The 16,952-nt window shown below is 32.4% G+C and carries 11 protein-coding genes; 6 read left to right on the top strand and 5 right to left on the bottom strand.

Features of this window, described 5'->3' with window-relative positions; all coding sequences use genetic code 11:
• Positions 1-18: 18 nt before the first annotated feature.
• The gene (locus tag RH98_RS12155) at positions 19-1,476 is read right to left on the bottom strand and encodes an oligosaccharide flippase family protein (RefSeq protein WP_010255195.1); all 1,458 of its coding nucleotides are present in this window, start codon (positions 1,474-1,476) and stop codon (positions 19-21) included.
• Positions 1,477-1,516: 40 nt separating this feature from the next.
• Positions 1,517-2,284: a PdaC/SigV domain-containing protein gene (locus tag RH98_RS15320; RefSeq protein ID WP_010255191.1), complete on the bottom strand. Its 768-nt coding sequence runs from the start codon at positions 2,282-2,284 to the stop codon at positions 1,517-1,519.
• 216 nt (positions 2,285-2,500) lie between these two features.
• Here RH98_RS15320 and recO point away from each other — a divergent pair, with 216 nt between their 5' ends.
• The 4 genes from recO to RH98_RS12130 all read left to right on the top strand — a co-directional run bounded on the left by recO (position 2,501) and on the right by RH98_RS12130 (position 7,912).
• Positions 2,501-3,217 carry a DNA repair protein RecO gene (gene recO / locus RH98_RS12145; RefSeq protein ID WP_010255189.1) on the top strand — a complete coding sequence of 239 codons (717 nt, stop codon included), beginning with the start codon at positions 2,501-2,503 and terminating at the stop codon, positions 3,215-3,217.
• A gap of 218 nt (positions 3,218-3,435) precedes the next feature.
• Complete coding sequence (gene ileS, locus RH98_RS12140) at positions 3,436-6,837, top strand: isoleucine--tRNA ligase (RefSeq protein ID WP_010255187.1); 3,402 nt, start codon at positions 3,436-3,438, stop codon at positions 6,835-6,837.
• Between the two features lie 8 nt (positions 6,838-6,845).
• The gene (locus tag RH98_RS12135; protein WP_010255184.1) at positions 6,846-7,232 is read left to right on the top strand and encodes a TraR/DksA family transcriptional regulator; all 387 of its coding nucleotides are present in this window, start codon (positions 6,846-6,848) and stop codon (positions 7,230-7,232) included.
• Between the two features lie 86 nt (positions 7,233-7,318).
• On the top strand, positions 7,319-7,912 hold the full coding sequence (locus RH98_RS12130) for a lipoprotein signal peptidase (RefSeq protein WP_010255180.1): 594 nt from the start codon (positions 7,319-7,321) through the stop codon (positions 7,910-7,912).
• A 64-nt stretch (positions 7,913-7,976) separates the two neighbouring features.
• Here the strand turns inward: RH98_RS12130 and RH98_RS12125 are convergent, their stop codons facing one another.
• From RH98_RS12125 to RH98_RS12115, 3 genes are all read right to left on the bottom strand, one after another.
• Complete coding sequence (locus RH98_RS12125; RefSeq protein ID WP_010255177.1) at positions 7,977-11,114, bottom strand: S41 family peptidase; 3,138 nt, start codon at positions 11,112-11,114, stop codon at positions 7,977-7,979.
• 72 nt (positions 11,115-11,186) lie between these two features.
• Entirely contained in the window at positions 11,187-11,753 is a 567-nt protein-coding gene (locus tag RH98_RS12120) for a 5-formyltetrahydrofolate cyclo-ligase (protein ID WP_010255175.1), read from the bottom strand.
• Between the two features lie 2 nt (positions 11,754-11,755).
• Positions 11,756-12,700 carry a succinylglutamate desuccinylase/aspartoacylase family protein gene (locus RH98_RS12115; protein WP_010255173.1) on the bottom strand — a complete coding sequence of 315 codons (945 nt, stop codon included), beginning with the start codon at positions 12,698-12,700 and terminating at the stop codon, positions 11,756-11,758.
• A gap of 156 nt (positions 12,701-12,856) precedes the next feature.
• Here RH98_RS12115 and uvrC point away from each other — a divergent pair, with 156 nt between their 5' ends.
• Positions 12,857-14,653 (top strand): excinuclease ABC subunit UvrC, encoded by a 1,797-nt coding sequence (gene uvrC, locus RH98_RS12110; protein ID WP_010255170.1) that lies wholly within the window; start codon positions 12,857-12,859, stop codon positions 14,651-14,653.
• Between the two features lie 24 nt (positions 14,654-14,677).
• On the top strand, positions 14,678-16,903 hold the full coding sequence (locus RH98_RS12105; RefSeq protein ID WP_010255166.1) for a patatin-like phospholipase family protein: 2,226 nt from the start codon (positions 14,678-14,680) through the stop codon (positions 16,901-16,903).
• Positions 16,904-16,952 lie beyond the last annotated feature (49 nt).

Here is a 16,952-nt window from a genome sequence, read left to right as displayed (position 1 = left end):
ATAAATAGGTTAATTACATTAGCGTTTAATCATTTTTTTGATAGTGCTATTTTCAAATTTATAAATAGCTAAGCCCAAAATAACGATGAAAACTCCTCCGACTAGATAGTTTTCTCGGAAGGCATAAAAATAGATAAAAGATAAGAGTACGGATAGTCCCATATATCCTCCAATAGCCTTTTTATCGTAGGGAATTGGATAATATTTTTGTCCTAATAGATACGATATTAACATCATAGAACCATAGGCAATTAATGTCGCAATTGCTGATCCCATATATCCCCATACAGGAATTAATAGATAGTTAAATAGTAGCGTTAAGATAGCGCCAAGGATTGAAATATAAGCCCCTACCATTGTTTTATCTCTTAGTTTATACCATACAGATAGATTGGTATAAATCCCCATACATAAATTAGCTAGTATAATTAAAGGGACTACAATCATTGCATCCCAGTATGATTCATTACGTATAAATAAAACCTTTAAAACATCTGAAAATATAATTACTCCTAGCATAATAGCACTACCAAAAATAGCAAAGTACTTCGTAATGGTAGCGTATTTTGTAGGCGCATCTTCATTCTTTGCATAATTGAAGAAAAAAGGCTCAATTCCCAATGTATAGGCTTGGCGAAAGAGTACCATAAATAATCCCAATTTATAACATGCAGCATATTTTCCTACTTCAGATAGAGCTATGTCTGCTGGCAATAGCCTTTCTAATAATATTTTATCAAAACTCTCATTAATTGCAAATGCTAAACCTCCAATCATCACAGGAAAACTATAGCGCAACATTTCTCTTATTAGCTCTTTATTAATTGTGAATTTAATATAGAAATAATCTTTATAAAAGACTAAAAACGTAAATAAACTGGCAATTAAGTTCGCTATAAAAATATAAGATACTTGGTAGTTTTCAATGTAAATGGAGTGTATAAAGCCACTAGGGTATTTATTAGCTAATAGTGGTAAATAGTATAGAAAGAAAATATTCAGTATTGTATAGATACATACATTCGCTATGCGTATAGCACTATAGAACAATGGTCGTTGATCTGCTCTAAGTTTAGCAAAAGGAACAATAACTAATGCATCTAATACTAAAATCGCTAATACATACTGAAGAATATCTTTTGGAATATTCAATAAGCTTACCCAATAATCTAAAGTTACTAAGCCTAGTAGGGCAAAGATAAATGTGGTGAAACACAAAAATAAAAGACTGTTGTTGATTACTTCTTTTTTGTTTTCTCTCTTGTTGTAAAAACGAAAGAATGCAGTCTCCATTCCAAATGATAATATCACATTTAGGAACATCATTATTGAAAAGATAACGCTATACTGCCCATATGCGTCATTTTTCATTAAGTCAGTATGGAAAGGGACTAGAAAAAACCCTATGACTTTTGGGAAAACTGCAGCTAAACCATAAATAGCGGTTTGCTTAAAAATCTTTTTATATATACTCAAAGTAATTTAGATTTGAATAAGTCTACAAAATTAGAGTTTTCTACTTAGTTTCACTTACTTCTTCTTTGAATATGTTGTAATTAAAGAAAGAAGCAACCTCTTTTTTATTTAATACAAGTGTATCTAATGTGTCAGATATAGGAAATGAGATTGATGAAGTGTAGCCAAAAATTATAGTATCTTCAAGAATTTGGATGTCTTCAGGATAATTTAATACACCATCTTCCGTAATATCGTCAGCATAAGCTAATTTGTCTGAAATAATTTGTGATAAAGAAGTCCAATCTTTGATTAGCTCTTTTGCATTTATTTGTTTTCCAGTTTCTAAATCAAATAATAAACTTTTTTCTCCTTTGAAACCATGTGCACCACCAGCAAATGTATAATACTCCATGTTTAAAGCATATATTTCATTGTTTTGAAAAGTTGTGCTTACTTTTATTTTAGCTTTCCAAGGCAAATCTTCACCAGTGTATTTTTTTATAAAAGAGGTGTATGCTGTAATAAACGATGAAATTAAGTCGTCATAAGAAGAAGTATCACTTAAGTTCTCTTCAAATGAAGCAATTTCTGTTACTTCGTTTAATATCGTAGTATTTATAAGTGCTATAGCTGAGTTTTCTGGTGCAGTTATAATAGGTACTTCAATGCTTATTTCAGTACAATTATCTTCTACACAATTTTCGTCTACTTCTCCGTGAAATTCTCTTGTCTCAATTGTAATGGAATTACTCTTATCAGAGGTGTTTTTATCTTTACAATTTACCATACAAAGGGCAAGAACAGCTAGTAGATATATTTTTTTCATAGTCATCGATTTTATACAAAGCTATCGAAATTATTATGATTGTTATTGATTATCGATTAAGATTTCGCCCTAAGGCATTATACATTTGTAAGTAAAGTATTATATATATTAGAGCTGTTTTGTAGAAATTATATTTCAGAGCTGTAAATTATGGTGTTGTAGTGTATCTTTGAATTATATTATTCAGAATAAACTAGTGACGTAAAGAGGATAAGAATGTTGATTAAGACAGATGCAATAGTATTAAGCGCATTAAAATATCAAGAAAAAAGTTTGATAGTAAAATGCTTGACAAGAGAAGTGGGAGTACAAACTTTTTTTGTTAGAAATGCTTTTGCTAAAGGTAAGAATACTTCAAAGATTGCCTATTTTCAGCCCTTAACGATGCTTGATGTTGAGTTTACCTTTAAAAATAAAGGAGGGATGGAGTACTTTAAAGAAGTACGTGTTAATCATATTTACCAGAATATTTACTATGATTTTACAAAGAATAGTATAGCTATTTTTATTGGAGAGGTTTTACATCACGTATTAACAGAACAAGAGCAGGACCAACAATTTTATGAATTCTTAGAGGTTGCACTTCTTTGGTTTGATACACATGAAGAGACTGTTAATTTCCATCTAATATTATTGGTAGAGATAACGAAGTATTTTGGTTTCTATCCCAGTATTGATGAAGAGCAATCAAATTATTTTTTTAATTGGGTAGAGGGAGTATTTGTTGATGATTACTCAGAACAATGCTTTGATGGGGAGGCTACAGTCCTTTTAAAAAGATTATTGAAGTTGGGTTTTGATCAAGATCAAAGAGTTTTTACAGGTAAGGAGCGATCAATATTGTTAGATATGATGGTAAACTATTTTGAAGAACATTTAAGTTCATTTCGAAAACCAAAATCACTACATGTCTTAAAAGAAGTCTTCAATTAATAAAAAAGGAAAATCAAAATTGTAAAAGAGTTACTTTGTATTTTATCTTTTTCTGTACAGTAAAATTTGATTAAGTGTTACACTTTCTTTTTGTATTATTGTATTTTACTACTTAAAAATAAATTTTTTAAAGTTATTCCTACCAATTAATTAGCTGGTAATTAAAGGAAAATGTTTAAATTCGCGCAATTGATAAAAAAATATTATAGTTAATAACGATGAGCAATAAATTTACAGAATATAAGGGTCTTGATTTGTCAGCGGTAGCATCGGAGATGCTTGCTTTTTGGAAAGAACAATCAATATTCGAAAAAAGTATTAGCACAAGAGATGATAATAAGCCTTTTGTGTTTTTTGAAGGACCACCTTCAGCTAATGGTAAACCTGGTATTCACCACGTAATGGCTCGTGCAATTAAAGATATTTTTTGTCGCTATAAAACTCAAAAAGGATATCAAGTAAAACGTAAAGCTGGTTGGGATACACATGGATTGCCTGTAGAGCTTGGTACTGAGAAAGAATTAGGTATTACTAAAGAAGATATAGGTACAAAAATCACTGTAGAAGAGTATAACCAAGCGTGTAAACGTACGGTAATGCGTTATACAGATTTATGGAATGACCTTACTGAAAAGATGGGTTACTGGGTAGATATGAATGATCCATATGTTACTTATAAACCAAAATATATGGAATCTGTTTGGTGGTTATTAAAACAGATTTATGACAAGAATTTGTTGTATAAGGGATATACTATTCAGCCTTATTCGCCAAAAGCAGGAACTGGTTTGTCTTCTCACGAGATTAACCAACCAGGATGTTACAAGGATGTGACAGATACTACTATTGTAGCTCAATTTAAAACAATAGAAGCTACATTACCTGACTTCTTGAAAGGATATGGCGATATTGATATCTTAGCTTGGACGACTACGCCTTGGACATTACCATCAAATACTGCTTTGACAGTAGGTCCTAAAATTGATTATGTTTTAGTCAAGTCTTTTAATCAATATACACATGAACCAATTAATGTAGTTTTAGGAAAACCATTAGTTGGAAAACAGTTTGCTGGAAAATTCGTTGAAGTTTCCACAGAAGAGGAATTGAATGCTTATAAAGAAGGAGATAAAAAAATCCCTTATTTAGTAGTTAAAGATTTTAAAGGAGCTGATTTAGTTGGAATCAAGTATGAACAACTTCTTCCTTATACATTGCCTTATCAGAATCCTGAAAACGCATTTAGAGTAATTGCTGGAGATTTTGTTACTACTGAAGATGGTACTGGTATTGTACATACTGCACCTACATTTGGAGCAGACGATGCTAGAGTAGCAAAAGAGGCTACTCCAGAAGTACCTGCAATGTTAATATTGGATGCTGATGGAAATGCGGTGCCATTGGTAGATTTGCAAGGGCGCTTTGTTAAAGAAATGGGAGACTTAGCAGGGAAATATGTTAAGAATGAATATTATGATGACGGACAAGCACCTGAACGCTCTGTTGATGTTGAGATTGCTATTCGATTAAAAGAAGAGAATAAGGCATTTAAAGTTGAAAAATATGTTCACAGTTATCCACATTGTTGGAGAACGAACAAACCAGTATTATATTATCCATTAGATTCTTGGTTTATTAAGATAACAGAGGTGAAAGACCGTATGTTTGAATTAAACGAAGAGGTGAACTGGAAGCCAAAAGCAACTGGTGAAGGACGTTTTGGAAATTGGCTAAAGAATGCTAATGACTGGAACTTATCTAGATCTCGTTATTGGGGTATTCCATTGCCAATATGGAGAACTGAGGATAAAACAGAAGAACTTATTATTGGTTCGGTAGAAGAATTGGTAAATGAAATTGAAAAATCTCAACAAGCAGGTATTCAGAAAGGTAATCCTTTTGAAGGTTTTGTTGTAGGTGAAATGTCAGAAGAAAATTATGATAAAGTTGACTTACATAAAAATGTTGTTGATAGTATTGTATTAGTTTCTCCTTCAGGAAAACCAATGTATCGTGAATCAGATTTAATCGATGTGTGGTTTGACTCAGGATCTATGCCTTATGCACAATGGCATTATCCATTTGAAAATAAAGAATTAATAGATAATAATTTAGCTTACCCAGCTGATTTTATTGCAGAGGGAGTTGACCAGACTAGAGGATGGTTCTATACTCTTCATGCAATTGCAACATTAGTATTTGATACTAAAGCATATAAAAATGTTGTATCAAATGGATTAGTATTAGACAAAAATGGACTTAAAATGTCTAAGAGTTTAGGTAATACAGTTGATCCATTTGAAACATTAGCAGAACACGGACCTGATGCTACGCGTTGGTACATGATATCAAATGCCAACCCTTGGGATAACTTGAAGTTTGACCTAGATGGGATAACTGAGGTAAGAAGAAAATTCTTTGGAACATTGTACAATACTTATTCTTTCTTTGCGTTATACGCTAATATTGATGGGTTTAAGTATGAAGAGAAGGAAGTGCCTTTAGAAAATAGACCAGAGATTGATAGATGGATTTTATCAGAGTTAAATACTCTTGTAAAAAAGGTTGATGAGTTTTATGCAGAATATGAACCTACAAAAGCAGCTCGTGCTATTACTGATTTTGTTACAGAAAATTTAAGTAACTGGTATGTGCGTTTATGCAGAAGAAGATTTTGGAAGGGTGAATATGCTCAAGACAAGATAGCTGCCTATCAAACATTGTATACGTGTTTAATCACAGTTGCTAAGTTGGGATCTCCTATTGCTCCATTCTTTATGGATAAACTTTACAGAGACTTAACTTTGGCGACATCTACAGAAAACTTTGAGTCAGTACATTTGGCTGAGTTTCCAAAATACGATGAAGATTTAGTAGATGCAGGATTAGAAAGTAGAATGCACAAAGCTCAAATTATTTCTTCTTTAGTATTGTCATTGCGTAAGAAAGAAATGATTAAAGTGCGCCAACCATTACAGAGAGTGATGATTCCAATTTTGGATCAAAATCAAAAAGCAGAGATTGAAGCAGTTGCTGATTTGATTAAAGCTGAGGTTAATGTGAAGGATATAGAGCTATTAGATGATGCTTCTGGTATCTTAGTAAAACAAATCAAGCCTAACTTCAAAGCTTTAGGTCCTAGATTTGGAAAAGATATGGGATTGATTTCTAAAGAGATACAGGCTTTTAGTGCGGATCAGATAAATGAATTAGAGAAAAATGGAGAAATTACGCTAAATTTAACAGAAAAAAGTGTTATCTTAACATTGGCAGACGTGGAGATTACTTCTCAAGATATTGAAGGATGGTTAGTTGCTAATGATGGTGGAATTACAGTTGCATTAGATATTACTATAACTGATGAATTGCGTAAAGAGGGAATTGCACGTGAGTTAATTAATAGAATTCAAAACATTAGAAAGGATTCTGGGTTTGATGTGACAGATAAGATCAAGATTACTTTAGAAGAAAATAAAGAAATAAAAGAGGCTGTTTTAGCAAATGAAGATTATATAAAATCTGAAACATTAACTTCAGAGTTAAATTTTGTACCAGAGTTAAAAGAAGGTATTGAACTTGAATTTGATGAGCTTAAAACGCGAGTAATGGTTATTAAATAAAAGTAGTTATGAAAGAAGTAGGTGAAATTGTACGTTATTCTGATGCAGATTTAGCAGAGTTCAAAGAGCTTATTCAGGCTAAAATTGTGAAAGCGCAAGCAGATTTAGAATTAATTAAAAGCGCCTATATGAATGATTTGAACAATGGGACAGATGATACATCTCCAACGTTTAAAGCATTTGAAGAGGGAAGTGAAACAATGTCAAAAGAAGCAAACTCTCAGTTGGCTATTCGCCAAGAGAAGTTCATTCGTGACTTAAAGAATGCCTTAATACGTATTGAAAATAAAACGTATGGTATTTGTAAAGTAACGGGGAAATTAATTGACAAAGAACGCTTGAAATTAGTTCCACATGCGACAATGAGTATTGAAGCAAAAAATTTACAACGTTAATCTTTAATAAAATTGAAAACGCTCTCTTTAGAGCGTTTTTTTTATATCCTAAAATAATTTACATTTGTTGGGGTAAAAAATTGAAAATGTCATTAAAGAAAGCGAGCTTACTTGTTCTAGTTGTATTAATTCTAGATCAATGGTTGAAGATTTATATTAAAACTAATTTTTTGTTAGATGAGGATTATCCTGTATTCGATTGGTTTAAAATTCACTTTATAGAGAATGAAGGTATGGCATGGGGAGTTGTTCTTCCTGGCGAATATGGAAAGTTAGCCTTGACTGTTTTCAGAATTATAGCTGTATTTGGAATAGGATGGTGGTTACAAGATTCTGTAAAGAAGAAAGCATCTAATTTTTTAATAGTAGCGATCGCTCTGATATTGGCAGGTGCAGTAGGTAATATCATTGATTCTGTTTTCTACGGTGTAATCTTTGACGATAGTACTCATCAATTGGCTACATTGTTTTCGGACAAACCATACGGTAGTTGGTTTCATGGTAGGGTAGTGGATATGTTTTATTTCCCTATTTGGAAAGGATACTTACCAGATTGGTTACCTATATGGGGTGGAAAGTATTTTACTTTTTTTAATGCAATCTTCAATATAGCAGATGTTGCTATTTCAGTAGGAGTAGGTATTTTGATCGTATTTAATAAGAAAGTATTTAAGAAGTAATAAGATAGACTTCGATGTATATAAAATAAAAAGAGCCGAGTTATATTATAACTCGGCTCTTTTGTTAATTTAAATCTTTTAATATTTCTTGTACTGCTCTTTCTAGTTGAGGATCATTATTATTTAATCGATCTATGAAAGTGTTTTTGACATAAATATCTGGCGCTACACCTGTTTTTTCTAGGTTCTGTCCATCTAATGTATATGTACCCCAAGAAGGTAATCGATAAGAAGAACCATCTACTAGGCTTTTACCTGACGTGAATATAATCCAGCGATAAGTTTCTTGACCTATTATCTTTCCTAATTTTAGAGCTTTGAATCCTGCAGCTGTCATCTCCGCATCGCTTAAAGAAGATTCATTAATCAATAGGACGATTGGTTTACCACTTGGAGCAAAGTTACTTTGAATAGTGTATTCACCCTCTCTATATTTCCATTTTAGATATGGTCTTTGTGATAAGAAGTTTAATACTTTATCGTGCACATTTCCTCCTGTATTATAACGAAGATCAAGGATGACACCTTCTTTTTTATATTCTTGTTCTACCATATCTAGTAAGAAAGAATCTAGTTCTGGAGTAGTCATGTTTTTCATATAGCTATAAGCTATTCTGTTATCACTAAGCTTATTTACTAACTGTTTATTAGTATATATCCATTCATCGTATAAAAGCCCTTTAAAAGCGGAATTGCTTATTGGGTGAATCTTTGTATTAATTTCTTTTCCTTGTCTGTTAAATGTAAGCGTAAGCTCTTCCTGTTTGGTTGGGAAAGTGAAGTAGCTATCTCTATTTAGTGTTTTATCTATTTCTTTACCATTTACTTTAGTTAAGATATCTCCTTCTTTAATATCTATACCTTTTGTAAACGCAGGTGATTTTCGTAAGATTCTATCTACTTCATAGGGATTGTCTGCTTTGAATACAATACCAGTTTCTTGAGTATTATACGATAATTTTGTTTTTTCTTCATCTCCCATAGTATTAAAACCTAAATGAGAAGAACCAAGTTCACCAAGCATATCGTTTAATAAAATTCTTAAGCTATTTCTATTATTAATATTTGGTAAATATTGCGCAAAGTGCTCTTTTGTTTGTTGCCAGTTGATCCCATGAAAAGTCTCATCATAAAAGTTTTCTTCTACACCAGCCCAAGTTTCATAATACATCTGTGTAAACTCATCACTTAAGTTTTTTGAAAACGAATAATTAATAGCAATCTTTTCAGGTGTTCCTTTTGAAAGAGCTACTTTATAGATATTGCCTTGATTAAGAGCGTAAATTGTTTTATCTCTTAATACTAGATTATAACTACTTTTATCATCAACTTTTTCAGTAACAGGTTTTTTAAAATCTTCATAAATAGTACGATACAATGACATCTTACCATTCTCTTGATTTGAAGAATAATATACTATTTCTTTTTTGTCATCTTGAAAAACAGTAGGACTATATTGATTGCCAAAACGATCACTTACCAGTTCGATTCTATCTAATAATCCATCAGTGTTTATACTAATGGTTGTAGTTGTTGGCTGAATTGGTTTTTTGTTTTTCTTGTCCTTTTTGTCTTCTTTTTTCTCCTCTTTCTGTTCTACGAAAAGTTTGTCAAATTGATCAGAACGGAACGCATCAGCATACCAATCTAATGCCATGCGATAGATGTTAGGGTTCTGCATTCCCAGTGGATAAGAAGGATTAAAACGATCACTAGTAAAGTAAATGTATCTTCCGTTAGGCGACCATACAGGATTAGATTCTGAAACACCTGTATTTGTTAGGTTTAGAGTTTTATTGTTTTTGATATTGTAAACAAATATATCTTCTTCAAAATTTCTCTTTGCAGTGAATAGAACGTATTCATCATTTGGTGAAAAAGAAGGTGTGGAATTTTGGAATGCCCATATTTCATCTTTTACAATAGTGTTAGATTTAAAAGTAGTTAAATCTAATAAACGGATTTCATCTCTTCCGCTTAAATAAACAGCTTTAGATAAGTCGTTGCTTAATGTAATATCTCTATTATTTCTGTGCTCAGAAGTAATTTGCTGTACCTCTCCTTTTCCATCTGCAGCTCTCTTAAACCAGTTTTGATACCCTTCGAATGTCTGACTATATAATAAAGTCTTATTGTCTTTTAGCCATTTAACTTCCATTACTCGCTCTGCGCCATCAGATAACTTCTGTACAAACTTTCCTTCTATATCAGAAACGAATAAAACACCTCTACTTACAAACGCTATTTTTTTATTATCAGGAGAAATATCAAAATAACTTATTTTTCCCTCTACATTATAAGATTGCTCTTTATCAATAGCTTTATTCGCATTAACAGAAATATTTATTTCTTGCACTTCTTTAGTATTGACATCATAAGTAAATAATTGATAGTCTTTTTCAAAGATTACTTTTGAGCCATCAGCAGAAACATAGGGATTGCGGATAGAACTCTCAAAGTTTGTAAGAGCTACTTTCTTATTGTTTTCTAGCGTATATAAATTATAATTTCCATTATTTTCATCTGAGATAAAATAGATCTTACCATTTTTATCTACTGTAGGGTTGAAGTCTTTACCTATATAATCTGTGTAGTATTTAAACTCTTTAGTTTGTGGATTATACCCTAATATATCTGGGTTATTTTCTCCCTTATATCTTTTTCGAGTAGCTTGACTAGCACTTTCCATTGATGAGGTAAATAAATATTCTCCAGAGGGAGTCTCTACTAATCCATTTGTATTATTGAAGTAATTAGTAAACAGTGGAGCAGGGGTGCCTCCATTTACATCTACTTTGTAAGATCCGAAGTTATTATTAGCTGTTGAAGTGAAATAAATCGTATTGCTGTCCCAACTCCAGCTTTCCATTTCATCATTAGCTTGATGATAGGTTAATTGTTTGATTTCTCCACCAGTAAGAGGGGTAACGAATATATCTTTATTGCCATATTGGTTTGAGGTAAAGGCAAGCCATTTACCGTCAGGAGATACTCTTGGTTTAGATTCTTCACCGTCTAATGCAGTGATGCGAAGGGCTTCACCTCCCACAGAAGGAGCCTGCCATATATCTCCATCATAACTGAAATATGCTGTTTTTCCATCAGGACTTAAAGCAGGCGTTGAAATAAACTTCGTGTTTTTTTGTCCCCACGCAGTCGTGAGAAGACTTAGTGCCAGTAAAGTGATTGTGTTTTTTATCATTGGTTAATATTTTTATTAAACATAAAAATATTTTATAAAAAACACTAGTTTAAATATCAATAAAGTATAGAATTACTTGAAATGATATACTTTATTAGGGGTAATACAATAATCTAAGGGAATATCTACTTCTGATACATTTGTTATTTGTTCTTCTGGAGCAAAGAAACTTACACCCACTTTAATAGTATCAGGTTTGCATTTTGCTAAAAAGCGATCATAAAATCCTTTGCCATATCCTATTCGATTTCCTTTATTATCATAAGCTAATAATGGAATGAAGACAACGTCAATTTGTGTTTCTTTTATTTCAATACCATCCACTGGCTCTGGAATGCCATAGCTGTTTACTTTTATTGTGGTATTGTCAGTTAATAAATAATTTGCTAGGGTACCTTCTTTAAAGTCAGATTTTGATAATATGATATTTTTATCTCTTCCCGCTAATAGATGGAGAAGGTATTCTGTATTGATTTCTTTTTTATTAGCAATCGAAAGGAAAAGATGATAGTTAGTACCCTCCCAAATAGGTAATTTTAATGCTTGGTTAGCTATGTCTAAGCTTAAATTTTCAATATCATCTTCCGATAACTGATTGCGTAAGTCTTTATATTTTAATCTTAATTCTTCTTTTGTCATTATTATAAGTTTTTTGAAATATGGAATATTGCATCTCCTTGATAAGTTATAGGTGCATCATTTACATTTATAATATAACCGTCATTAGGTGCTTTCACTATTGAATTCTCACTTCCGTAAGGGTCAGATATTTCAGCTATTTTTTCACCTTTTTTCACGTAACTCCCTATTTTGATTTGATCGTGCAATAATCCTGATTTTTTTGCGCGTACCCAAACGGAACTTTTAATGATAATCATCTCTTGATCAGCAGGCACAACGTCAAATTGAGGTCTTAGCATATCAAAAGAAGCGAGAAAACGTTTAGTTCCTTCTACTCCCATAGTAGAAACTTCATTATTTATATCCATTGATTTACCTCCCTCAAATAATAGCATTTTAACTCCTCTCTTGCTACAAGCATTTCTAAATGAACCTGATATTTGACTGGAGTACAATAAGAAAGGTGGGTGGAAAATAGTAGCTAAATCTTCTAACTCTTTATTGTCAGGAGCTATTCTGATTTGAGGTGCGTTAAAGCGACTTTGACCCCCTGCGTGAAAGTCAATTGCATAATCCACATGGGGAATAATATATTTTAGTAGATGAAAGGCAAATCGGCCTGCTAATGACCCATTAGCACTACCCGGAAATACGCGATTCATATCTCTGCCGTCAGGAAATTCTCTCGTCTTATTGATGAATCCAAAGATATTAATTACGGGGATACATATAATTGTCCCTTTTTTAGGCACATTTATTTTTTTGTGAACTATCTGGCGAACAATATCTACTCCGTTTAATTCATCACCATGAAGTCCAGCAGATAATAATACTGTAGGACCATCTTCTAAAGCTCTAGATACAATTACTGGTATCTTTAGTTTTGTAGCAGTATGTAAACGAGCAATTTCTAAGTTTAACGTTTTTGTTTCTCCTGGAAGGATAGTTTCATCAAGTATTTTCATTCGCTAATTTTATTTTAGCGTGAAGATAATAAAAAGTTTTCTGCATCGCTTATAGTGAATCATGTTGATTTAAGACTGTAATACAAATGAGTTCTTTTTAGATTTGGGAGAGCATTAAACTTAGGTTATTTTTGTAGGACTGAATTTTTTATTCTTATGGAACCATCTTCTAGTTTAGCTTTACAAATACAGACTTTACCAAATCAGCCTGGAGTATATCAATATTACGATAAGGAGGGTAAGATTTTATATGTAGGTAAGGCAAAGAACCTTAAGAAAAGGGTTAGTTCTTATTTTAATAAAGTACACGACAATGCTAAGACAAATGTTTTAGTAAAAAAGATTTGTTCTATAAAACATATTGTCGTTCCTACGGAAACAGATGCGTTGCTTTTAGAAAACAACCTTATTAAGCAGTTACAGCCGCGCTATAATGTCTTGCTAAAAGATGATAAATCTTATCCATGGATATGTATTAAGAAAGAACCTTTCCCTAGAGTTTTTATGACTAGACGTATGGTGAAGGATGGATCTGAATATTTTGGTCCTTATACGAATATAAAAACCGTACACACGCTTCTGGATTTAATAAAAGAATTATTTGCACTTCGCACTTGTTCATTAGATTTAACGACAAGTAATATTAGAAGTGGAAAATTTAAAGTGTGTTTAGAATATCACATAGGCAATTGTGGTGGTCCTTGTCAAGAGTATGAAAGTGAAGCTCAATATTCCAAAAAAATAGTAGAGATACGAGATATTTTGAAGGGAAATTTCAAGGAAAGTTTGAAAGGCTTCAAGGATCATATGATGGAATTAGCAAGTGAGATGAGGTTTGAAGAAGCACAAAAAGTAAAAGAGAAAATAGATCTATTAGAAAACTATCAATCTAAATCTACTATTGTAAATCCAAAAATTAGCAATGTAGATGTGTTTTCGATTATATCAGATGAGTCGAGTGCTTTTGTCAACTTTTTGCAGGTTTCTTATGGGGCGATTATACGATCACATACTATGGAATTAAAAAAGAAACTAGATGAGACGGATGCCGAGTTATTAGAGTTAGCTATTGTGGAGTTGAGGGAACGCTTCCATTTAAATTCAAAGGAGATTATAGTTCCTATGGAAGTAGAGGTTGGTGCTGATATTCACGTAACTGTACCTAAACTTGGCGATAAAAAACGCTTATTAGACTTGTCAGAGCGAAATGCTAAGTATTATAGAGTTGATCAGTTAAAGCAAATCAAGATAGTTGATCCAGAACGCCATGTCAATCGAATAATGCAACAGATGATGAAAGATCTGCGCATGCACAAAGAACCCCGACATATTGAGTGTTTTGATAACTCTAACATTCAAGGGACTAATCCTGTTGCTGCTTGTGTAGTTTTTAAGGATGGTAAGCCGAGTAAGAAAGATTATCGACATTTTAATGTTAAGACTGTCGAGGGGCCTAATGACTATGACTCAATGGAGGAAATAGTTTACAGACGTTATAAAAGAGTACTAGAAGAAGGTCAGCCTCTTCCAGATTTGATTGTAATTGATGGTGGAAAAGGTCAGCTAGGTGTAGCTTTGAAAAGTTTGGAGAAGCTTGGCATTAGAGGTAAAGTGGCTATAATAAGTTTGGCAGAAAGATTAGAAGAGATTTTTTATCCTGGTGATAGTATTCCTATGTATTTAGATAAGCGTTCAGAAACGATGAAGGTAATTATCCATTTGCGTGATGAAGCTCACCGTTTCGGATTAACGTTTCATAGAAATCAGCGTAGTAAAAATGCAATTACTAGTATTTTAGACAATATTCCAGGCATTGGTGAAAAAACAAAAATGACGCTTATGAATCATTTTAAATCAGTGAAAAAAATTAGGGAAGCCCCTGAGAATGAAATAGAAAAAGTTATTGGAAAAGCAAAAACGAAACTGATTATCGAATATTTTAAAGTAAATTAGTGCAAAAAATAAAATAATTAAGATATGCGTAGATTTTTACTTGTTTTCTTTACAGTATTATGTGCTGCTTTAGGAAGTTATGCAGAAAATGATACCGTTCACAAGCCAAAAGTGGGATTAGTGATGAGTGGTGGTGGGGCAAAAGGATTAGCCCATATTGGTGTATTAAAAGTACTGGAAGAGCAAGGTGTTAAAATAGATTATATTGCAGGGACAAGTATGGGGGCTATAGTTGGAGGATTATATGCTTCTGGATATACTTCTTCTGAATTGGATTCCATTTTTAGTAGTATAGATGTATCAGCACTGATTAAGGATTATATTCCACGTATATCTAAATCTTTTTACGAAAAGAAGAACGATGAGATATATGCAATTAGTTTGCCTTTTGACAACTTTAAGATTGGATTTCCTAAAGCATTGTCTAGAGGAATGTACAACTATAATTTGATGAATACTTTACTCGCACATGTTCGCCATGTACGTGATTTCAGTGAATTGAATACACCCTTTTTATGTATTGCTACGGATTTAGAAACTGGTGAGGGCGTTGTCCTGAAAAAAGGTTATTTACCGCAAGCAATTTTAGCTAGTGGTGCTTTCCCTTCTTTATTTGCTCCTGTTTTAATTGATGATAAATATTTAATCGATGGAGGAGTTGTGAATAATTATCCGTTAGAAGAATTAAAGAAGATGGGGGCTGATATTATTATCGGAGTTGATGTTCAGGATGGGCTTAAATCGATAGATTCTATTAGCGGTGCTCCAGATCTTCTACTTCAGATATCTAATTATTCTACCATTAATCAAATGAAAGCAAAGAAACCACATACTGATATCTATATTAAACCTGATATCGTTGGCTATACAGTTGTGTCATTTGGTGATGGAGGAGCAATTATTGAGAAAGGAATTGAGGCTGCAAATAAAGTAATCGATCAATTAAAAACAATAGGCGGGGATTCTAATGTATTAAAAGAGCAGTATGTGCCAAAATATACAGATTCTATCTCTATTTCAGATATCAACATTAAAGGGCTAAATAATTATACTAGAAGATATGTACATGGTAAGTTGGGGTTTAAGCCAAATAGCAAGATATCATTTGATATGTTGAGCAACGGGATTACGCAGTTAAACGGTACTGAAAACTTTAGTAGTATTTCCTATATGTTTAATAAGGATGGAGATGAAGATGTACTCGATATGGAGTTAGTGGAGAATCCAGTAAAACGTTATTTAAAATTAGGGGTACACTATGATGATTTATACAAAGCAGCTGCTTTAGTAAATGTTACACAAAAGAATTTATTTACTAAGAGTGATGTTGCCTCTATAGATTTAGCATTAGGTGACAATGTTCGCTATAATTTTAATTATTTTATAGATAATGGTTTCTATTGGAGTGTTGGGATTAACTCTAAGTATAATCAGTTTAATAGAGAATTGCCTTATACAATGCTTATAGATGCTAGTGGGGGACAATTAGAATTAGAGAATGCTCCGTCTAAGTTTAGTGTAGATTACGGAGATTTAGAGAATAGATTGTATTTTCAGACTTTCTACCAACAGAAATATCTCTTGAGTGTAGGAGTTGAACATAAATTTTTAGATATACGTAGTAAAACACTTAGTTCGCCTGAATCACGTTTTGATAGAAGTCATTATTTAGGGGTGTTTGCTAATGTTACCGTAGATACTTATGATAATAAGTATTTCCCGCGTAAGGGGTTTTTGTTTAAAGGAGAGTATAGAAACTTTTTTTATTCTAGTGATTATCACGGTAATTTTACAAACTTTTCTACAATAACAGGGCAGATAGGTTATGCAAATAGAATTACAGATAAATTAAGTTTTGATGTCAAATCTAGGTTAGGTGCTATTGTAGGTACTTTACCTACATTAGGATTTGGGTATTTATTAGGAGGGTATGGTTTTGCAGATAGAGAGAATATTATTCCATTTTATGGATATGACTTATTAAGTATTGGTGGAGATTCTTTTATCGCAGGGACTATTCAATTCGATTATGAGATTTTTCCAAAGCACCATGTTAATTTAGCTGCTAATTATGCAAATGCTGGGGAAGACATCTTTGGAGATTCAAAATGGTTTACAAAGTCTAAGTATTCTGGATATTCTGTAGGATATGGAATGCAAAGTATGATTGGGCCATTAGAGGCTAAGTTTTCTTATTCGCCTGATACAGGTAAGACATATACTGTGTTCTCTGTAGGGTTCTGGTTCTAAAAACTATTTAATAATTATATAAAACAAGGCAAGGCTGCTTCATGATGAA

It is taken from the genome of Myroides injenensis M09-0166 (genome assembly GCF_000246945.1).
GTDB classification, from domain to species: Bacteria; Bacteroidota; Bacteroidia; order Flavobacteriales; family Flavobacteriaceae; genus Flavobacterium; species Flavobacterium injenense.
This window is presented reverse-complemented; position numbering and strand designations above follow the sequence as displayed.